Below are 20,447 nucleotides of genomic sequence, written 5' to 3' on the forward strand. Positions count from 1 at the left end.
ATCTGAGAGGCGGCGCCGGACCCGCGGCCACGAAGCCCCGGGCCGGACGCCGCGCACATTCACGACAAGGCAATCCAGGGGAATCCAACAATGAAAAGACTCGCCGTCCGACTCGCCTGCGTGGCGATGCTCGCACTCGTCGCGACCAGCGGCCATGCGCAAACCGAAGCCGCACAGGTCGAAATGAGGGCCGCCGCCGCGGCCGCCAACAAGGCCGTCGTGAACGGGCCGACCGATATCGACGTGAAGCACGAAGCCGTGCTGAAGCTGAAGGAAGGCGAATCGTTCGTACCGGCGGCCGAAGCCGGCCGCTACCTGCGCTCGATGGGCAACTCGATCGACGAGTCGAAGCTGGTCGGCCTCGTGCTGCCCGAGGATCCGGACGCCGACTGGATTTCGGTCGTGTCGTTCGAGCCGAGCGGCTACATCCGCGACGACGACGCGAAGGACTGGAAACCCGACGAATTGCTGAAGAGCCTGCAGGCCGGCACCGAGGAAGGCAACCCGGCGCGCAAGGAACGCGGCCTGCCCGAAACCGAGGTGGTCGGCTGGGCGAAGGCGCCTGCGTACGACGCCGCGACACACCGGCTCGTGTGGTCCGCGATCATCCGCGACAAGGGCGCGGCCGCGAACGCAGAGATCGACGGCGTGAACTACCGGACGCTCGTGCTCGGCCGCGACGGCTACCTGTCGCTGACGATGGCGTCGACGCTCGCCGATCTGCCGAAGTACAAGGCCTCGGCCGATGACCTGCTCGCGAACATCCGCTTCAACGACGGCAAGCGCTACGCCGATTTCAACAAGTCGACCGACCACGTCGCCGAGTACGGCCTCGCGGCGCTGATCGTCGGCGTCGGCGCGAAGAAGCTCGGCCTGCTCGCGGTGATCGGCGCGTTCGCCGTGAAGTTCTTCAAGATCGGCGCGGTCGCGCTGCTCGCAGCCGGCGCGGGGCTGAAGCGCTTCTTCGGGCGCAAACCGAAGGCAGCCGCGGTACCGGTCGTCGCCGATGCGTCCGGCGCGCCGGAGACGGAGCGCAAGGAATGACGAAGCTGCTGCTACTGATCTTCGGCGGCCTGAAGCTCGGCAAGGTGCTCGTGTCGGCGGGCACCATGCTCGCGTCGATCGCGGTCTACGCGCTGTTCTACGGCTGGCGCTTCGCGGCCGGCTTCGTCGCGCTGCTGTTCGTGCACGAAGCCGGCCACTACCTGGCCGCGCAGCGGCGCGGGCTCGACGTCGGGCTGCCGACGTTCATCCCGTTCGTCGGCGCATGGATCCAGCTGAAGGAGATGCCGCACGACGCGGAAACCGAGGCATACGTCGGGCTGGCCGGGCCGTTCGTCGGCACGCTCGGCGCGCTGGCCTGCTACGCGGCCGCGCGGCACTACGACAGCAACCTGCTGCTCGCGCTGTCTTATACGGGCTTCTTCCTGAACCTGTTCAACATGATTCCGCTGTCGCCATTCGACGGCGGGCGCATCACCGCGGTGCTGTCGCCGCGCATCTGGTTCGCCGGCGTGCCCGTGCTGATCGCGCTGTTCGTCTACCGCCCGAGCCCGCTGCTGATCGTGATGGCGATTCTCGCGCTGCCGCAGCTGAAACGCGCGTGGCGCTACGATCCCGCCGCGCCGGAGAACCGCGTGTACTACGCGACGTCGGTCGAGACGAAGACGACCTACGCGCTCTGCTACGTCGGCCTGCTCGCGTTTCTCGCGCTGATGACGTCCGGCGTGCACGACATGCTGCGTGTCGCGCATTCCGCGGCCTGATGTAAAAACGGCGGCGCGCTTGCGCGCCGCCGCCGTCGTCTTCCTTCCATTCCCGCCGATGCTCAGGCGTCGCGATGACGCAGCTCGACGCGCTTGATGTCCTTCACGATTACGAGATAGCTGAACACGGTGACGAGCGCGTTCAGCCCGACGAACACGAGCGCGCCGTTGAACGAGCCGCTCGTGCCGACCAGGTAGCCGATCGCGATCGGCGCGACGATGCCGGCCGTGTTGCCGAACATGTTGAACAGGCTGCCCGACAGGCCGATCGCTTCCTTCGGCGCGGTGTCCGCGACGACGGCCCAGCCGAGCGAGCCGATGCCCTTGCCGAAGAACGACACGGCCATCAGCACGATCACCAGCACTTCGCTGTCGACGTAGTTGCAGCCGATGATGACCATCGACAGCAGCATCCCGCCGACGATCGGGATCTTGCGTGCGAGCGTCAGCGACACGCCGCGACGGATCAGCGTGTCCGACAGCATCCCGCCGAGCACGCCGCCGAGGAAGCCGCAGATCGCCGGCAGCGACGTCATGAAGCCGGCCTTCAGCAGCGACATCCCGCGTGCCTGCACGAGGTAGATCGGGAACCACGTGAGAAAGAAGTACGTGAGCACGTTCACGCAGTACTGGCCGAGATAGACGCCGAGCAGCATCCGGTTCGACAGCAACTGGCGCACGTAGTACCAGCCCGCGACGCGGCTGCCCTCGGATGCCGTGCCGGTGCCGCGCGCCGCGGCCGGCCGGCTCGTCGTGCGCACGAGGCCGCCGCCCTGCTCGATATGCTCGAGTTCCGCGCGGTTCACGCCGGGATGGTCGGCCGGGTCCTTCATCACGCGCAGCCACAGGAACGCGAGCGCGATGCCGGCGAGGCCGAGCCACAGGTACACGTGGTGCCAGCCGTACGCATGCGTGAGCCAAGCCATCAGCGGCGAGAACACCACCGCCGCGAAATACTGCGCGGCGTTGAAGATCGCCGACGCCGTGCCGCGCTCGGCAGTCGGGAACCAGCTCGCGACGACCTTCGCGTTCGCGGGAAACGCCGGTGCTTCGGCGATGCCGACCGCGAAGCGCATCACGAACAGCGCAGTCACCGCGAACGCGGCGCTGCCGCCGAGGCCGATCGTGCTTTGCAGCAGCGTGAACGCCGACCACAGAAAGATGCTCGTCGCATACACGCGGCGCGCGCCGAACCGGTCGAGCAGCCAGCCGCTCGGCAACTGCGCGAGCACGTACGCCCAGCTGAACGCCGAGAAGATGTAGCCCATCGTCACCGGATCGATGCCGAAGGCCTTGCGGATCGGCGTGCCGGTGATCGATAGCGTCGCGCGGTCCGCATAGTTGAGCGTCGTGACGACGAACAGCATCGCCAGGATCCAGTAGCGCACGGCGGTGCGGCGCGCACTGCCGGCGAGATCGATCGGAAGATCGCGGGGAGGGAGGGGATTGTTCACTTTAAATATACGTCGTCGTATGACATGGTGGGAAGTTTATTGACAATGCCCGAATTCAGAAACTTCGGGTTTTCCCTTTGCAGATCGTCGTCACAGTGTGGGAAAGTCATGCTGCGCTGGCCGGACAAGGCTTTCGCGTGTATCGTCGGCGCCTTCGCAGGCGGCGAGAATGATGCAATGCTGTCGGCAGACATCGTATCTGTTGAGATACAATGGACGAACCATTCCCGAAGAACCACGGAGCACATACCCCATGCAACTGACTGGAGAAATGCTGATCGGCGCCGAAGCGGTGGCCGGCTCGGCAGGTACCTTGCGCGCGTTCGACCCGACGAAGGGCGCACCGATCGATGCGCCGGCATTCGGCGTCGCGACGCAGGCCGACGTCGAGCGCGCGTGCGAGCTCGCGCGCGACGCCTTCGACGCGTACCGCGCGCAGCCGCTCGCGGCCCGCGCGGCGTTTCTCGAGGCGATCGCCGACGAAATCGTCGCGCTCGGCGACGCGCTGATCGAACGCGCGCACGCCGAAACGGGCCTGCCCGTCGCGCGGCTGCAGGGCGAGCGCGGCCGCACCGTCGGCCAGCTTCGCTTGTTCGCGCGCGTCGTGCGCGACGGGCGCTTCCTCGCCGCGTCTATCGATCCCGCGCAGCCCGCGCGCACGCCGCTGCCGCGCGCGGATCTGCGGTTGCAGAAGGTCGGGCTCGGGCCCGTCGTCGTGTTCGGTGCGAGCAACTTCCCGCTCGCGTTCTCGGTGGCCGGCGGCGATACCGCGTCGGCACTGGCGGCCGGCTGCCCGGTGATCGTGAAGGCTCACGAGGCGCACCTCGGCACGTCCGAGCTGGTCGGTCGCGCGATTCGCGCGGCGGTGGCCAAATGCGGGATGCCGGCCGGCGTGTTCTCGCTGCTGGTCGGCCCCGGCCGCGTGATCGGCGCGGCGCTCGTCAGCCATCCGGCGATCCAGGCCGTCGGCTTCACCGGGTCGCGGCAGGGCGGCATGGCGCTCGTGCAGCTCGCGAACGCGCGCCCGCAGCCGATTCCCGTCTATGCGGAAATGAGCAGCATCAACCCGGTCGTGCTGTTCCCGGCCGCGCTGGCCGCGCGCGGCGACGCGATCGCGACCGGCTTCGTCGATTCGCTCACGCTCGGCGTCGGCCAGTTCTGTACGAACCCGGGCCTCGTGCTGGCGATCGACGGCCCCGACCTCGACCGCTTCGAGTCGGTCGCCGCGCAGGCGCTCGCGAAGAAGCCGGCCGGCGTGATGCTGACGCGCGGCATCGCCGACGCGTATCGCAACGGTCGCGGCAAGCTGGCCGAACTGCCGGGCGTGCGTGAAATCGGCGCGGGCGAGGCGGCGCAGACCGAATGCCAGGCAGGCGGCGCGCTGTACGAAGTCGCCGCGCAGGCGTTCCTGGCCGAACCGGCGTTCAGCCACGAGGTGTTCGGGCCGGCATCGCTGATCGTGCGCTGCCGCGATCTCGACGAAGTCGCGCGCGTGCTCGACGCGCTGGAAGGCCAGCTGACGGCCACGCTGCAGATGGACGCCGACGACAAGCCGCTCGCGCGCCGCCTGCTGCCGATCCTCGAACGCAAGGCCGGGCGTCTGCTCGTCAACGGCTACCCGACCGGCGTCGAGGTGTGCGACGCGATGGTGCACGGCGGGCCGTTCCCGGCGACGTCGAACCCGGCCGTCACGTCGGTCGGCGCGACCGCGATCGAGCGTTTCCTGCGGCCCGTGTGCTACCAGGACTTCCCGGACGACCTGCTGCCCGAAGGGTTGCAGGAAAGCAACCCGCTCGAGATTCCGCGGCTGCGGGACGGGAAGGCGGAGTGAGGATGCGGCGGCTCGGTGCACAAGCCCGGCCGCTTGCTGAATGAAAGCGGAGGTGGCCGGCTGGCTGCCTCCGCTTTTTTCGTGACGGCTTCCGCGTCGCCGGAATTTCTCCTACAGTAGCGAAGCCTCGGGCCGCCCGGCCCGCAGGCGAGCCTGAGAGACCGGTAAAAAGACCAACAAGGAGCCATCCGATGAACATCAGCAAGCGCGGCGATCACCTGTTCGCCGCCGGATTGTGGAAGGCGATCGGCGACGTCGCGCATGCCGTGCGCAGCCGGATCGGCCAGTACAGCGAAGGCCGCGTGCTCGCGAATGCGCTGCTGGAATTCCAGCGCGACCTGGGCGGCAGCGAATTCGACGTGACCATCAACCAGGGGCGGCCCGTCACGGGCTCCGACGCGCATTCGCTCATGTTCGGCCTCGCCGTGCGGCGCTTCAGGCAGGACATGGAAGCGCTGGTGTTCGCGCTCGAGCATCGCCGCAGCATTGACGAGCGCGACCAGAACCTGCGCACGGAAGCGCTGATGCAGGCCAACAGCCAGCTCCTGACCGCGAAGCAGTCCGCGACGATCACGGTCGGCCGGTTCTTCGATGCGGTCGTCGACCGCGACGTGCTGGGACAGATTCTGGGCGGCGAGTCGAACGCCCGCACGCGTGCGGGTGCGCAGGGACAGATCGAGGCGACCCGGATCAAGCTCGGCAACGTGCGTCACCGGATCATCGGCGTCATCGCGCAGATGTGAATGGCGTGCTGCGCGGCGGGGCGTGTCGCGCGGCTGTCGTCACAAACGACTGCGGCCGGCAAAAGCCGGCCGCGACGCAAAACAGGCAACCAGGCCGGCCGCGGCGCCGCAGAGCGCACCACGTCGGCCGCACCCGCTTACTGCGGGCCCATCTTCTTGATCAGCACGTCCAGCTCGGCCACTTCGGCGTCGGTCAGGTCGACGAGCGGTGCGCGCACCGGGCCCGCATCGTGGCCGACGAGCTTCGCGCCCGCCTTCACGATGCTGACCGCGTAGCCCGCGCGACGGTTGCGGATCTTCAGGTACGGCAGGAAGAACTCGTCGATCAGGCGGCCGACCGTTGCGTGGTCGTCCTTGGCGATCGCTTCGTAGAATTCCATCGCCGTCTTCGGGATGAAGTTGAACACGGCCGACGAGTACACCGGCACGCCGAGCGCCTTGTACGCGGCTGCATAGACTTCGGCCGTCGGCAGGCCGCCGAGGTACGCGAAGCGGTCGCCGAGGCGGCGGCGGATCGTGACCATGCTCTCGATTTCGCCGACGCCGTCCTTGAAGCCGATCAGGTTCGGGCAACGATCGGCGAGGCGCTCGAGCATGTCGGCGTTCAGCTTCGAATTCGCACGGTTGTACACCACGACGCCGATCTTCAGCGCGCGGCACACCTGCTCGACGTGCTCGGCGATGCCTTCCTGGCTGGCTTCGGTCAGGTAGTGCGGCATCAGCAGCACGCCGCTCGCGCCGAGGCGCTCGGCTTCCTGCGCATATTCGATCGCGACGCGCGTCGCGCCGCCGGCGCCGGCCAGGATCGGAACCTTGCCCTTGCAGGTTTCCGTCGCGACGCGGATCACGTCCGAATACTCGCGCTGCGTGAGCGAGAAGAATTCGCCGGTGCCACCGGCCGCGAACAGCGCGGTCGCGCCGTACGGCGCCAGCCATTCCAGACGCTCGGCATAGGTCGTCGGGCGGAAGCTGCCGTCAGCGTCGAAATCCGTCAGCGGAAACGACAGCAGGCCGTGGGAGATGATCTGTTTGAGTTCTTGCGGTGAAGTCATGGTTGGGTCGTCCGTCTAGCGCGAGTGCTGGGTTCGTCGGGCACGGCATCCGAGTCATATTGGCGATGTCGTTGTATGTCATCGTACAACGCAAGCAAGGGCGGCGCAAGCGGTTTGCTGGCTGGCAAAGGGTAGGGTCTTTCCGGATAAGGGTTTACGCAGCATCACGGATGGGTGTTCAATGTCGTATGATGACTAACGATTTGACGGTAGCCCTCCCAGGAATTCCGATGACTGCTTCCCCTCTCTATATTCGCGTGCATCCGGACGACAATGTCGCGATCGTCGTCAACGACGGCGGCCTGCCCGAAGGCGCGACGTTCGCCGACGGCCTGACGTTGCGCGAAGGCGTGCCGCAAGGTCACAAGGTCGCGCTGACCGACCTCGCGGCCGGCGACCCGATCGTCCGCTACAACGTCGTGATCGGCTACGCGCTCACGGAGCTGCGCCGCGGCAGCTGGGTCAACGAGCGCACGATGCGCATGCCCGAGCCGCCGGGGCTCGACGACCTGCCGCTCGCCACGCGCGCCGCGCCGCCGCTGGCGCCGCTCGAAGGCTATACGTTCGAGGGCTTCCGCAATCCCGACGGCTCGGTCGGCACGCGCAACATCCTCGCGATCACGACGACCGTGCAGTGCGTGTCCGGCGTCGTCGAGCATGCGGTGAAGCGGATCAAGGAAGAACTGCTGCCGCGTTATCCGAACGTCGACGACGTGGTCGGGCTCGAGCATACGTATGGCTGCGGCGTCGCGATCGATGCGCCCGATGCCGACATCCCGATCCGAACGCTGCGCAACATCAGCCTGAACCCGAACTTCGGCGGCGAGGTGATGACGGTGAGCCTCGGCTGCGAGAAGCTGCAGCCCGAGCGCCTGCTGCCGCCCGGCGCGATTCCGGTGGCGGCCGACGGCGCGACGGACAACGGCGGTGTCGTGTGCCTGCAGGACGCCGCGCACGTCGGCTTCAACTCGATGATCGACTCGATCATGACGATGGCCGAATCGCACCTCGAGCGGCTGAATCGCCGCCGTCGCGAGACCTGCCCGGCGTCGGATCTCGTCGTCGGTGTGCAGTGCGGCGGCAGCGACGCGTTCTCGGGGCTCACCGCGAACCCGGCGGTCGGCTTCGCGGCCGACCTGCTCGTGCGCGCGGGCGCGACGATCATGTTCTCGGAAGTGACCGAAGTGCGCGACGGCGTCGCGCAGCTCACGTCGCGCGCCGCGAATGAGGACGTCGCCCGCGAGATCATCCGCGAGATGGACTGGTACGACCGCTATCTGCAGCGCGGCCGCGTCGATCGCAGCGCGAACACGACACCCGGCAACAAGAAGGGCGGCCTGTCGAACATCGTCGAGAAGGCGATGGGCTCGATCGTGAAGTCGGGCAGCGCGCCGATCGCCGGCGTCGTGCGTCCCGGCGATCGCGCGCGGCAGAAGGGGCTGCTGTACGCGGCGACGCCCGCGAGCGACTTCATCTGCGGCACGCTGCAACTCGCGGCGGGGATGAACCTGCATATTTTCACGACGGGCCGCGGCACGCCGTACGGTCTCGCGCAGGTGCCGGTGATCAAGGTCGCGACGCGCAGCGATCTGGCGCGCCGCTGGCACGACCTGATGGATCTCGACGCGGGGCAGATCGCGACCGGCGCGGCCTCGATCGAGGACGTGGGCTGGGAGCTGTTCCGGCTGATGCTCGACGTCGCGAGCGGCAAGCGCCGCACGTGGGCCGAGCAATGGAAGCTCGCGAATGCGCTGGTGCTGTTCAATCCGGCGCCGGTGACCTGAAGCGCGGTTGCCGTGGCAGACGATGCGGGCGCCTTCGGGCGCCCGTTTTCATTTTCATTGCGACGAAGCAAACGTCGGCTGCATGTCCAATCCACGATGAGGAAAACCATGCTTCATCGCAGGTCGCGCGCGGAGCGCGGAGCGGCCCTCACGCTCGAAGCGGCCGGCGCGATTTCCTTACCCCGCACGTAATCGACCGCCCGCGCGAGGCCGGCGACGATGACTGCACGCGAATACGCAACACGCCACGTTCGCGCCATCGTCCCCTCATCGACACAAGGAGCCTCGCCATGAACACCGCCCAATCCGCGTCGTCCGTTTACACCGATCTGATCGACCGCTACTTCGATGCATGGAACGAACCCGACGTCGCGCGGCGCCGCGCGCTGATCGATGCGACCTACGCGAGCGACGCGGCCTATCGCGATCCACTGATGACCGGCGACGGCCACGCGGGCATCGACGCGATGATCGCAGCCGTGCAGGAGCGCTTCCCCGCGTTCCGCTTCCGCCGCACGACCGACGTCGACGCATTCGGCCAGCACCTGCGCTTCTCGTGGGCGCTCGTGTCGTCCGACGGTGCGGCGGTCGTGAAGGGTTCGGACTTCGGCATCGTCGACGCGTCGGGCCGCCTCGCATCGGTCACGGGTTTCATCGACGAAATGCCGGTCGCGGCGTCGTGATGCATGCACAAAGGCCACCGGGATCGGGTAACGTTATGCGGTTCGTTCCTGATCCCGGAGACTAGCCGACATGCTGAAGAATCTCGACCCGTTGCTGCACGCCGACATCCTGCACACGCTGCGCGCGATGGGTCACGGTGATGAAATCGCCATCTGCGACGCGAATTTCCCGGCGGAATCCGTCGCGGAGCACACGGTGGTCGGCCGCGCATTGCGGATCGACGGCGCCGATTCGGCGCGCGTCGTGCGGGCGGTGCTGTCCGTGCTGCCGCTCGACTCGTTCGTCGACACGCCCGCGTGGCGGATGGAAGTCGTCGGCGACGCGGCCGCGGTGCCGCCCGTGCAGCGCGAGGTGCAGACCGAGATCGACCGTGCGGAAGGGCGCGCGGTGCCGCTCGCGGGCATCGAACGGTTCGCGTTCTACGAGCGCGCGCAGCAGACGTACGCGGTGATCGTCACCGGCGAGCTGCGCGGCTACGGCTGCTTCATCTTCAAGAAAGGCGTGTTGTTGAGCGACGCGGGCTAAACGCCTTTCACGTCCCGCCGCCTTCGGGCCGCGCGGCGGCCGCCGTGTAAAGATTTGCTACAACCTTTTTCTTGGACACGGCCGAAACTCTGTCTATGCTGGCCCATTTGCCGCGGGCCCCCGCAGGGCCGCGCGGCGCCGAATCGCACGGGCGCGCTCCGTGCGGACGGCCGAATTGCATACGAGGAGAGAGGCATGACGCGTTCCGTCGATTCCGGCGTCATTTTTTTCGCACGCCTGGCGCTGGCGGCGTTGTTCTTGTGGGGTGGCGTGATGAAACTGCTCGGCTACAGCGATTTCATCGGCTATCTGCACGGGCTGAACGTGCCCTATCCGCAGGTGATGGGGCCGGTCGTCGTCACGATCGAAGCGCTCGGCGGCCTGCTGCTGATCGTCGGCTACAAGGTGAGGCCGCTCGCGTTGCTGATGGCGTTCTATACGATCGCGACTGCAATGATCGGACACAATTTCTGGGACGCGACGGATGCCGCGATCCAGCATGACATGGTGATCCACTTCTGGAAGAACGTCGCGATCGCCGGCGGTTTCCTGCTGCTGTACGTCACGGGCGCCGGTGGTGCGAGCATCGATGCGCTGCGCCGCCCGAGTTCGTCGTACGGCGCGCTGCGCTGAACCGAGCCGGATCAAACCGAACCGGGCAACGCGCGTACGTCGTTGCGCTGAAGCAAGACAAAAGGGCCGAATCCCGCACGCCGCGGGATTCGGCCCTTCGTTCATCCAGCCGGCGCGTGCGCGCCGACGTTCAGTGTGCGTCCTTCAGGTCCTTCGCATCCTTCGAGAACTGCACGGCGATCGCGCCGAGCACGCAGATCGCCGCGACGTACGCGACCGGTGCGAGCGGATTCGACTTCATCATCAGCGACACGATCACCGGCGTGAGGCCGCCGAAGATCGCATACGCGACGTTGTACGAGAACGAGATGCCCGAGAAGCGCACGACGGCCGGGAAGCTCCTGACCATCACGAACGGCACCGCGCCGATCGTGCCGACCGTGAAGCCGGCGATCCCGTAGTACAGCGGCAGCGTCGACGCGTCGGCCGCGACCTGCACGAACAGCAGGTAGTAGCACGCGGCCAGCACGAGGCCGCCGATGCCGAGCACGCGCTTCGCGCCGATCCAGCCCGCGAGCGAGCCGGCGGTGATGCAGCCGGCCGTCAGGCACAGCGTCGCGATGCTGTTCGCGAACAGCGTGGTCGCGGGCGTCAGGTGGAACTGCTTCTGCAGCAGCGCGGGCGTCATCAGGATCACGACGACGATCGCCGCCGACAGCATCCACGTGAGCAGCATCGACACGATCACCGCGCGGCCGTGGTCGCGCAGCACGGCCTTCAGCGGAATCTCTGCCGCCAGCGCCTTCTTCGCCTTCATCTCGGCGAACACCGGCGTCTCGTGCAGCCAGCGGCGCAGATACACGGAGAACAGGCCGAACACGCCGCCGAGCAGGAACGGAATGCGCCACGCGAACGCGATGACCTCGGCGCCCGAGTAACGGCTGTTGATGCCCGCCGCGACCAGCGAGCCGAGCAGGATGCCGGCCGTGAGGCCCGCGGTCAGCGTGCCGCACGCATAGCCGATGTGGCGCGACGGCACGTGCTCGGACACGAACACCCATGCGCCCGGCACTTCGCCGCCGACCGCCGCGCCCTGCAGCACGCGGAACAGCAGCAGCAACACCGGCGCGAGGATGCCGATCGAGTCGAAGGTCGGCAGCAGGCCCATCAGCAGCGTCGGCACCGACATCATCAGCACGCTCAGCGTGAACATCCGCTTGCGGCCGAACAGGTCGCCGAAGTGCGCCATGATCACGCCGCCGAGCGGGCGCGCGAGATAGCCGGCCGCGAAGATGCCGAACGTCTGTAGCTGGCGCAGCCAGTCGGGAATGTCGTGCGGGAAGAACAGTTGCCCGATTGCGGGCGCGAAGAACACGAAGATGATGAAGTCGTAGAACTCGAGGGCGCCGCCGAGTGCGGCAAGGCCGAGGGTTTTGTAGTCGCTGCGCGTGAGTGCGCGTTCGGCGGCGCGAGGCACGCCGCTCAATTCGGAAGCTTGCATGGTCAGGACGATCGGTTTTCGAATGTTGTTGTCGGTGCTGCGTCTCCAGAGCCCGCTATCGGCATGGACTGGCAAGGCGCGGCCTGCGTCGTCGAGCGTGTGCCGAGCGCCGGATAGGGCGCGTGACAGGCGCCGTCGCACCGGGATGGGGCACGACGGAGACGAAGCGTCAAAGCGGGTGGGAGGATTCTACAGGAGCGCGAAATGCGCGAGCGCGGGGCTGCACCGAGGAACGCTTCGGACTTCGTCGAGCGTGAAATGCACACGGCGCGGCAGGCGGGTGAACCGCTTGCCGCGCCGTGTGTGTCAGGGGCTGCGCGATCAGTTGCCGGCGATCGTGTCGACCGGCTTGAACGCGCCGCGCTCGACCTTGTAGATCGTCACCGGCGCATCCTTCAGGTCGCCCTTCGTGTCGTACGCGATGCTCGGCGCCGATACGCCCTTGATCGACACCTTGCCCAGATACGGCGTATAGACCTTCGGGTCGGTCGAGTTCGCGTCCTTCATCGCGGTGAGCAATGCGATCGTGCCGTCGTACGAATAGGGCGAATAGGTGATCACGTCTTCGTTGAAGCGTGCCTTGTAGCGCGACGCGTAGCCGGCGAAGCCGGGCATCTTTTCTTTCGGCAGCCCGCCCATGTAGACGATCGCGCCTTCCGCCGCTTCACCGCCGACCTTCAGGAACGTTGGCGAGCGCGACATCTCGCCGGTCACGAATGCCGACTTCATCCCGAGCTGGCGCATCTTGCGGATCATCGGCGAAGACTGTGCATCGCCGCCGCCGTAGAAGATCGCGTCCGGGTTCATCCCCTTGAGGTTGGTCAGGATTGCGGAGAAGTCGAGCGCCTTGTCGTTCGTGAAGTCGCGCTTGACGATCGTGCCGCCCGCCGCCTGCACGGCCTTCGCGAATTCGTCGGCGATGCCCTGGCCATAGGCCGTGCGGTCGTCGATGATTGCGATGCGCTTGAAGTGCAGCGTCTTCACCGCATACGTGCCGACGATGCGGCCGGCCTGCGCGTCGCTCGTCAGCAGCCGGTAGGTTGTCTTGTAGCCGCGCGCCGTGTATTGCGGCGACGTCGCCATCGAGATCTGCGGCAACCCCGCGCGATCGTACAGGTCGGACGCCGGAATGCTCGTGCCCGAGTTGAAGTGGCCGATGACCCCGCGGACGTTGTCGTCGATCAGCCGCTGCGCGACCGTCGTGCCGGTGCGCGGGTCGGCCTGGTCGTCCTGCGAGTCGAGCTGGAACGTGACCGGCTTGCCGCCGATCGTCGGATGCGTCGCGTTGAAATCCGCGATCGCGAGCTGCACACCTTTCTGCATGTCCGTGCCGTAGTTCGACTGCGGCCCCGTCAGCGGTGCGGCGAAACCGATCTTGACGACGTCGGCGGCGATGGCGTGTGCGCCCGACAGTGCGCAGGCAGCAGCCAGCGCGACGTGCGATACCTTCAGCTTCACTTTCACTTCCCCTTGATGGCGTGGTTGGGCCGCAGCCGGCCAGCGGGCCGCTGCGGTAAACCGGGCGAGACGTATCGGTTTGCACGCCGATGCGAGGGCGGTGCAGGCTCGCCGCGCGCCGGTGGCTGTGCCGGAATCGGCTTGCGCGGCGACGACGGGATGTCATCTCGTAACCGTTGAATGAAGTCTAGGTAGCGAAAATGCACGCGTCTTGCGCGTTCGGTGCGTGGCCGGCGACGATTTCGGCATATCGTCGATAACCCTGATATATGCCGAAATCGTCATGCCTAGTGCGCAATCGCGCCAAGACGCGACACGCCGGCATTTTTAGGATGACGGTCCGGGCGCGTGTTGTCCCGGCGCCAGCGGGGCGCGCTGCCATCGCCGCCGGCGCTGCTCGATGCGCGGCGACATGCAGCCTGCCGACGCGAAATCGTCAGTGCCGGTACGCGAGCGGCGAGATGGTTGTGCACACAACTACAAGCGCACTGCGCGCCAACGTATGCAATCGCTCGATCACCGCCGATCGGCGGCGCGTTGCACGGGCCGCCGTGCGCCGAGTCGCCGGCCCGCTTGCCCGAGATCGCCGCGACGCGTTCGAAAGGGCGCTCCTATAATCGACGCCATCAGCCACTCCCTTCGCAGACGCCGGGATGACGTCCTTCCTTGCCGCACCACCCATGAGCCTGTCCGATACGTTGCGCTACCAGCCCGACAACACCGATCTCGGCGCGATGCTCGCGCACTTCCGCCTGCTCGAGCCGGTGTTCGACGCGCTGCCCGACGTCGCATTTTTCGTGAAGGATGCGAACGGCCGCTACGCGCTCGTCAACCGCACGCTGGCGATGCGCTGCGGCTACAAGGACAAGCGCGACCTGCTCGGCAAGACGACCGACGAAGTGTTTCCGCGCCGCTTCGGCCGCACCTATTTCGAGCAGGACATGGCGACGATCAACGCCGGCCAGCAACTGATGGACCAGCTCGAGCTGCATCTGTATCCGGGCCGCCAGCCGGGCTGGTGCCTGACCTGCAAGGAGCCGCTGCGCGACGCGGCCGGCAAGGTGGTCGGCCTCGCGGGCATCTCGCGCGACCTGAAGGCGCACGAGGGTTCGCATCCGGCCTACAGCAAGCTCGCCGACGTGGTCCAGCATATCCAGGATCACTACGTGCAGCCGCTGAACCTGAAGCAACTCGCGCAGATGGCCGGGATGTCGGTCGCGCAGCTCGAACGCTACTTCCACAAGGTGTTTCACCTGACGCCGCGCCAGGTGCTGCTGAAAACGCGGCTCGACGCGGCCACGGCGCTGCTCGTCACGCACGACAAGGTGACCGACGTCGCGGCGCTATGCGGGTATACGGATCACAGCGCGTTCACGCGCCAGTTCAAGGCGACGGTCGGCGTGACGCCGACCGAATACCGGCTGATGCTGCAGGACCGGGCGGGGTGAGGTGACGCGCCGGCCGGGCCGACGGGTCGGGATGATCGGGGTGGTACGGGGGCGGGGAACGGGAAAGCGGCGGCTCAGCGGTAGCCGAGCCCTTTCAGGACGGCCGTGCCGTCTTCGGTCAGCCGGAAGCTCGGTGCCGTGTCGGCGTCGAGCTTGACCATCTCGACGAGGCCGGCTTCCTGCAGCGCCGGCAAGTCGGCTTTGGCATTCGCGCCGATCGGTGCGTGCAGCAGCACGAGCAGCGTCGCGATCTCGTGATGGCTGAGCAGGCGGCGCAGCATCGTCTTCTTTGCAGGGGGGGCGGCCGGGCGGCCCGCGGGTGCATCTACGGCGCTCATCGCTGTCCTCCTTTTCGGGATATCCATCGGGTTACTGGTTGCGGATGGTGCCGAGGAAGACTTAAGCGATTCTTAAAACCGCGGTGACCGCTTGGATGGTGCGGTGCGGCAAACATTACCGGATGTAACCCCCGCCGAGCGGCCGTTCCGGGACGCGGGCGGTCAGCCTTGCCGGACGGGGCGCCGTCGCGACATTCACCACGATGGTGCGTCCGCCCGGCGGGGGCGGTGAGGTTGCTCCATTCAATCCGACCCCGAAATGGAACGCCGGTGCGCCCTTATTTCCTGCGCTGGGCCTGCGCGGCGAGCCGCACGGCCGCGTTCGTCGCGCCGTAGCCGTCGTAGCCGCCGCGCCGCTCGACGATCTCGAGCGAGAAGCGGTTGTCGACCAGTTCCGTATACGCGTGCAGGAATTCGCCGCCGTTTTCGTCGCGGTCGTACAGCAGATGGTGGGCGCTCAGCGTGTCGATCAGCTCGTCCGGCAGCGCGTAGCGCGCGGCGAGATCGTCGTAGTAGTTCGGCGGGATCCGCAGGAACGGCACGCCGTCGGCTGCGAACGCGGCGACCGTCTTCACGATGTCGTCGGTCCGGAACGCGACGTGGTTCAGCCCCGTGCCGTGATAGCGGTCGAGCGATTCGGCGACGGCCGTATGGCGGTCGACCGACGCATTCAGCGCGATCCGCACCGAGCCGTCCGCGCTACGCACCGCACGGCTGCGCATCAGGCCGTACGGATCGGGCACGAGCCAGCTGCGCTCGGCCTCGAAGCCGAATGCCGTCTTGAAGAAGAGAATCCACGTATCGAGCGCGTCGGCCGGCAGCGCGAGGCAGACGTGGTCGATGCCCGTCAGCGGGCCGACCTCGCTGGGGCCATCGATGTCGGTCAGCACGAAATCCGATTCATACAGCGTCGGCGCGTTCGGCGCCTCGTCGACGAAGTATTCGAGGCTGCCGTCCGGCGCCTGCACGCTCGGCAGCACGCGCTCTTTCGGCCCGACGCGCCCGGAAAACGGCGCGTAGCCGAAGCCGGCCGCGCGTTCGAACGCCACCTTCGCATCGTCGACGCGGAACGCCGACGCACACAGCGACAACCCGTGCTGCTGGAAGAACGCATCGGCGAACGAGTCGCGCTCGGCGTTCAGCACGATCGATGCGGCGCCGTGCTGGAACAGCGTCACGTCCTTCGAGCGGTGGCGGCCCGCGAGCCGGAACCGCATCCGGCCGAGCCATTCGCCGACGGTGGCCGCCGCCTGTGCGTCGACCGCGAATTCGATGAACTGGAACCCGACGTGCGCGGGCGGCGCCGGCGGCGCGAACAGCGGCTGGTCGGCGGCCGGCGTGCGGCCGTCCTGCGCGAGCCGTGCGCGCGTCAGTTCTTCCAGATAGAGCAGCGAGCGGTGGCCGTCGGCGGCCGTGATCGCGGTCGGCGCGGCGCGGAAGCCGTCGTTGAAGATCTCCAGCGACAGCGGCCCCGTATAGCCGGACTCGATCACGCGGGCCGTGAAGCGCGCGAGGTCGAAGTCGCCCTGGCCGGGGAACGAGCGGTAGTGGCGGCTCCATTCGAGCACGTCCATCGCGAGCTTCGGCGCATCGGCGATCTGCACGAACGCGATCCGGTCGCCGGGGATGTCGGCGATCGCGTCCGGCGAATCGTCGAGCGACAGCGTATGGAAGCTGTCGAGCGCGAGGCCGAGGTGCGGGCTGTTCACCGCGTTCACGAGCTGCCATGCGTGGCTGTACCGGTTCACGACGCGGCCCCACGCGAGCGCCTCGTACGCGGCGACCACGCCGGCCTGCCGCGCGGCTTCGGCGAGCGCGCCGAGCTGGTCGACCAGCAGCGCGTCGTCCGCGATCGTGTCGGGCGACACGTTGCTGCACACCAGGATGCGGTCGGTGCCGAGCGCGTGCATCACGTCGAACTTGCGCCGGATGCGGTCGAGGTTGCGGGCGAGCTGGGCCGGGCTCACGCCCTCGAAGTCGCGAAACGGCTGGAACAGCACGATGTCGAGGCCGAGATCGGCGGCCATGCGCCGCACGTCGGCGGGCGACCCGTCGAAGTAGACGAGGTCGTTCTCGAAGATTTCGACACCGTCGAAGCCGGCGGCCTGGATGGCGGCGAGCTTCTCGGCGAGGGTGCCGGACAGTGACACGGTGGCGATCGAGCGCTGCATGGGCGAATCCTGCGGGTGAGCGGGGTGTGGCGTCGGCCGATCGAACCCGAATGAACCAGTCGTTGAATTCAGGGCGAGCGCCATATCCCGAATTTACTAGGGAGGTGAGGCGAATTATACAAACTAACTAGATGGTACAAATTAGCGAAAACCCGAAAAGACATTGCGCTTGCGCAAGTGCACACTAGCGCCAAATCTTGACGTCTGGGGGCGAAGTCGACTAGCGATTCGCCCCCGTTTTTGGAGCGCAACCGACATGAGCATGCACAAGGTACTGGTGCTGAACGGCCCGAACCTGAATCTGCTGGGGACCCGCGAGCCCCATATCTATGGCGCGGAAACCCTTGCCGACCTCGAGCAGCGTTGCCGCACGGCGGCCGACGGGCTCGGGCTGGAGATCGACTTCCGCCAGTCGAACGCCGAGCACCAGTTGATCGACTGGCTGCATGCCGCGCGTCACGACACGCACGGCATCGTGATCAACCCGGCTGCCTACACGCACACGTCGGTCGCGCTGGCCGACGCGCTTTCCGCGATCGCGAAGCCGGTGATCGAGGTACATATTTCCAACGTGCATCGCCGCGAGGCCTTCCGTCACCACTCGTATGTGTCGGCGGTGGCCGAAGCCGTGATCTGCGGCTGCGGCACCGAAGGCTACGTATTCGCGCTGCAGCGCCTGTCGACCCTTTTTGCCCAGGGAGCCGCACGATGAGCCGCCCGTCTTTTCTGATCGGCCTGATCGGCCAGGGCATCGGCGGTTCGCTGTCGCCCGCGATGCATGAGGAAGAAGGTTTCCGCCAGGGGTTCGGCTACGTGTACCGGCGCATCGATCTCGACGCGCTCGGCCTGAGCGTCGACGCGCTGCCGCAACTGCTCGAGGCCGCGCAGCGGATGGGCTACAACGGGCTCAACATCACGCATCCGTGCAAGCAGCGCGTGATCGAGCACCTCGACGCGCTGTCGGATGATGCGCGCGCGCTCGGTGCGGTGAACACGGTGCTGTTCAAGGACGGCAAGCGGATCGGCCATAACACCGACTGGTCGGGTTTCGCGAAGTCGTTCCGCCGCGGGCTGCCCGACGCATCGCTCGAGCGTGTCGTCCAGCTCGGCGCGGGCGGCGCGGGCGCGGCCGTCGCGCATGCGGCGCTGCAGATGGGTGCCGCCGAACTGACGATTTTCGACGTCGACGGTACGCGTGCCGCCGCGCTCGCGGGCGAACTGCAGCAGCGCTTCCCGGCCGCGCGGGTCACGCCGGGCGGCGATCTCGCGGCCGCGATGCAAGCCGCGACGGGCCTCATCCATGCCACGCCGACCGGCATGGCCAAGCACCCGGGCCTGCCGCTGCCGGCCGAACTGCTTCACGCGAGGATGTGGGTGGCCGACATCGTGTATTTCCCGCTCGAAACCGAACTGATCCGCGCGGCGCGCGCGGCCGGCTGCGCGACGCTGCCGGGCGGCGGGATGGCCGTGTACCAGGCCGTCGATGCATTTGAAATCTTTACCGGACGTACGCCGGACGACGAGCGGATGTTCGAACACTTTCAGTCGCTCGTCGCGCGCTGACCCTTCTACCTACTAGACGTAAAGAGAGACCAGGAGACGACCATGCAGCACACCACCCACACGAACGCCGCGCCTGCGCAGGCGGCCGGCACGGTCCGGCGGACAGCGGCGCGCTACAAGATCCTCGCGCTGCTCGCGATCGGCACGATGATCAACTATCTCGACCGTACCGTGCTGGGGGTGGCTGCGCCGCAGCTCACCAAGGAGCTCGGCATCAACGCCGCGGTGATGGGCATCATGTTCTCCGCGTTCTCGTGGACCTACGTCGCAATGCAGGTGCCGGGCGGCCTGTTTCTCGACCGCTTCGGCAGCAAGATCACCTATTACTGGTCGATGACGTTGTGGTCGCTGTGCACGTTCCTGCAGGGCTTCGTGCCCGGCGTCGGGACGCTGCTCGCATGCCGGCTCGGTCTCGGCGTGACGGAAGCGCCGTGTTTTCCGACCAACAGCCGCGTCGTCGCGACGTGGTTCCCGCAGAACGAACGCGCGATGGCAACCGGTACCTACACCGTCGGCGAATACATCGGCCTCGCGTTCTTCAGCCCCGTGCTGTTCGCGCTGATGGGGGCGTTCGGCTGGCGCTCGCTGTTCTGGGTCGTCGGTACGATCGGGGTCGTATTCGGTCTGGTCTGGTGGAAGTTCTACCACGAGCCGCGTAATCATCCGGCCGCGAACGCGGAGGAATTGGCCTACATCGAGGCCGGCGGCGGTCTCGTGCACAGCGCGCGCAAGGACGGCGACAAGAGCAGCAAGGCTGCGCAGACGAAGTTCAGCTGGTCGATGGCCGGCCGGCTGCTGAAGAAGCGCCAGCTCGCGGGTATCTGCCTCGGCCAGTTCGCCGGCAACTCGACGCTCGTGTTCTTCCTGACCTGGTTCCCGACCTATCTCGCGACCGAGCGCCATATGGGCTGGCTGAAGATCGGCTTCTTCGCGGTGATGCCGTTCATCGCCGCGTCGGTCGGCGTGATGTTCGGCGGGATCTTCTCCGACTGGCTGCTGCGTCGCGGCAAGTCGGCGAACCTCGCGCGCAAGCTGCCGATCATCGCGGGCCTGCTGCTCGCGTCGACGATCATTCTCGCGAACTACGTGAAGAGCAACGAAGCCGTGATCGCGATCATGTCGGTTGCATTCTTCGCCCAGGGGATGGCCGCGCTCGGCTGGACGCTCGTGTCCGACATCGCGCCGGACGGCCTGCTCGGCGTGACGGGCGGCATCTTCAACTTCGCGGCGAACCTCGCGGGGATCGTCACGCCGCTCGTCGTCGGTTTCATCGTCGCATCGACCGGATCGTTCGTCGGCGCACTCGTGTTCATCGGCGTGATCGCGCTGATCGGCGCGCTGTCGTACATCTTCGTCGTCGGCGACATCAAGCGGATCGAACTGTAAGCACCGGCTCCACGCACACTCGGTGCATTCGCCCGGCGACCTTGGGTCGCCGGGCTTAATAGGATGGTCAGCCCGATCCTCACTCAGTGGACTACGCTGAGTGAGGATTTTGTCCTTCTGGAGGGCCATCATGGACACGGTATCGCTGATCGGAGTCGATCTCGGCAAGC

Annotated in this window: 18 protein-coding genes; 12 read left to right on the plus strand and 6 right to left on the minus strand. The window is 67.1% G+C overall.

All coding sequences use genetic code 11. The features are described 5' to 3' along the window. Window positions 1–90 precede the first annotated feature (90 nt). Window positions 91–1,044: a DUF2167 domain-containing protein gene (locus tag DIE15_RS06565; protein ID WP_124832704.1), complete on the plus strand. Its 954-nt coding sequence runs from the start codon at window positions 91–93 to the stop codon at window positions 1,042–1,044. Beyond that, window positions 1,041–1,766 (plus strand): site-2 protease family protein, encoded by a 726-nt coding sequence (locus DIE15_RS06570; protein ID WP_057925692.1) that lies wholly within the window; start codon window positions 1,041–1,043, stop codon window positions 1,764–1,766. Before DIE15_RS06565 ends, DIE15_RS06570 begins: the two co-directional genes overlap by 4 nt. 62 nt (window positions 1,767–1,828) lie before the next feature. Here the strand turns inward: DIE15_RS06570 and DIE15_RS06575 are convergent, their stop codons facing one another. Beyond that, on the minus strand, window positions 1,829–3,220 hold the full coding sequence (locus DIE15_RS06575) for an MFS transporter (protein ID WP_124832705.1): 1,392 nt from the start codon (window positions 3,218–3,220) through the stop codon (window positions 1,829–1,831). Window positions 3,221–3,473: 253 nt separating this feature from the next. Between DIE15_RS06575 and DIE15_RS06580 the strand changes: the two genes are divergently transcribed. Further along, on the plus strand, window positions 3,474–5,051 hold the full coding sequence (locus DIE15_RS06580) for an aldehyde dehydrogenase (NADP(+)) (protein WP_124832706.1): 1,578 nt from the start codon (window positions 3,474–3,476) through the stop codon (window positions 5,049–5,051). A 191-nt stretch (window positions 5,052–5,242) separates the two neighbouring features. Continuing rightward, the gene (locus DIE15_RS06585; protein WP_057925695.1) at window positions 5,243–5,794 is read left to right on the plus strand and encodes a hypothetical protein; all 552 of its coding nucleotides are present in this window, start codon (window positions 5,243–5,245) and stop codon (window positions 5,792–5,794) included. A 137-nt stretch (window positions 5,795–5,931) separates the two neighbouring features. On the opposite strand, the gene kdgD is transcribed toward DIE15_RS06585, so the two are convergent. Beyond that, window positions 5,932–6,846, minus strand: a complete 915-nt coding sequence (kdgD, locus tag DIE15_RS06590; RefSeq protein ID WP_057925696.1) for a 5-dehydro-4-deoxyglucarate dehydratase — start codon at window positions 6,844–6,846, stop codon at window positions 5,932–5,934. A gap of 230 nt (window positions 6,847–7,076) precedes the next feature. Between kdgD and garD the strand changes: the two genes are divergently transcribed. The 4 genes from garD to DIE15_RS06610 all read left to right on the plus strand — a co-directional run bounded on the left by garD (window position 7,077) and on the right by DIE15_RS06610 (window position 10,472). Next, window positions 7,077–8,630: a galactarate dehydratase gene (gene garD / locus DIE15_RS06595; RefSeq protein ID WP_124832707.1), complete on the plus strand. Its 1,554-nt coding sequence runs from the start codon at window positions 7,077–7,079 to the stop codon at window positions 8,628–8,630. Between the two features lie 290 nt (window positions 8,631–8,920). Then, complete coding sequence (locus tag DIE15_RS06600; RefSeq protein ID WP_124832708.1) at window positions 8,921–9,313, plus strand: nuclear transport factor 2 family protein; 393 nt, start codon at window positions 8,921–8,923, stop codon at window positions 9,311–9,313. A gap of 70 nt (window positions 9,314–9,383) precedes the next feature. After that, complete coding sequence (locus tag DIE15_RS06605; protein WP_057925699.1) at window positions 9,384–9,839, plus strand: RbsD/FucU family protein; 456 nt, start codon at window positions 9,384–9,386, stop codon at window positions 9,837–9,839. Between the two features lie 195 nt (window positions 9,840–10,034). After that, entirely contained in the window at window positions 10,035–10,472 is a 438-nt protein-coding gene (locus DIE15_RS06610; RefSeq protein WP_057925700.1) for a DoxX family protein, read from the plus strand. 130 nt (window positions 10,473–10,602) lie between these two features. Here DIE15_RS06610 and DIE15_RS06615 read toward each other — a convergent pair whose 3' ends face one another. Then, a complete protein-coding gene (locus DIE15_RS06615) occupies window positions 10,603–11,913 on the minus strand; it encodes an MFS transporter (RefSeq protein ID WP_057925701.1) in 1,311 nt (436 codons plus the stop codon). Between the two features lie 321 nt (window positions 11,914–12,234). Continuing rightward, complete coding sequence (locus tag DIE15_RS06620) at window positions 12,235–13,371, minus strand: branched-chain amino acid ABC transporter substrate-binding protein (protein WP_124832709.1); 1,137 nt, start codon at window positions 13,369–13,371, stop codon at window positions 12,235–12,237. 653 nt (window positions 13,372–14,024) lie between these two features. Here DIE15_RS06620 and DIE15_RS06630 point away from each other — a divergent pair. Next, entirely contained in the window at window positions 14,025–14,819 is a 795-nt protein-coding gene (locus DIE15_RS06630) for an AraC family transcriptional regulator (protein ID WP_057925703.1), read from the plus strand. A gap of 74 nt (window positions 14,820–14,893) precedes the next feature. Here DIE15_RS06630 and DIE15_RS06635 read toward each other — a convergent pair whose 3' ends face one another. Continuing rightward, window positions 14,894–15,157, minus strand: coding sequence for a hypothetical protein (locus DIE15_RS06635; protein WP_057925704.1), 264 nt, complete (start codon window positions 15,155–15,157; stop codon window positions 14,894–14,896). Between the two features lie 278 nt (window positions 15,158–15,435). Further along, window positions 15,436–17,328 carry a bifunctional sugar phosphate isomerase/epimerase/4-hydroxyphenylpyruvate dioxygenase family protein gene (locus DIE15_RS06640; RefSeq protein ID WP_124832710.1) on the minus strand — a complete coding sequence of 631 codons (1,893 nt, stop codon included), beginning with the start codon at window positions 17,326–17,328 and terminating at the stop codon, window positions 15,436–15,438. 256 nt (window positions 17,329–17,584) lie between these two features. On the opposite strand from DIE15_RS06640, the gene aroQ reads away from it, so the two are divergent. From aroQ to DIE15_RS06655, 3 genes are read left to right on the plus strand one after another with little or no spacing between them, the layout of a single operon-like run. Continuing rightward, window positions 17,585–18,040: a type II 3-dehydroquinate dehydratase gene (aroQ, locus tag DIE15_RS06645; protein ID WP_057925706.1), complete on the plus strand. Its 456-nt coding sequence runs from the start codon at window positions 17,585–17,587 to the stop codon at window positions 18,038–18,040. Beyond that, on the plus strand, window positions 18,037–18,891 hold the full coding sequence (locus tag DIE15_RS06650) for a shikimate dehydrogenase (protein WP_124832711.1): 855 nt from the start codon (window positions 18,037–18,039) through the stop codon (window positions 18,889–18,891). The genes aroQ and DIE15_RS06650 overlap by 4 nt, the downstream gene beginning before the upstream one ends. Before the next feature lie 42 nt (window positions 18,892–18,933). Next, entirely contained in the window at window positions 18,934–20,277 is a 1,344-nt protein-coding gene (locus tag DIE15_RS06655; RefSeq protein WP_124832712.1) for an MFS transporter, read from the plus strand. Window positions 20,278–20,447 lie beyond the last annotated feature (170 nt).

The organism is Burkholderia sp. Bp9031, assembly GCF_003857965.1.
GTDB classification, from domain to species: Bacteria; Pseudomonadota; Gammaproteobacteria; order Burkholderiales; family Burkholderiaceae; genus Burkholderia; species Burkholderia ambifaria_A.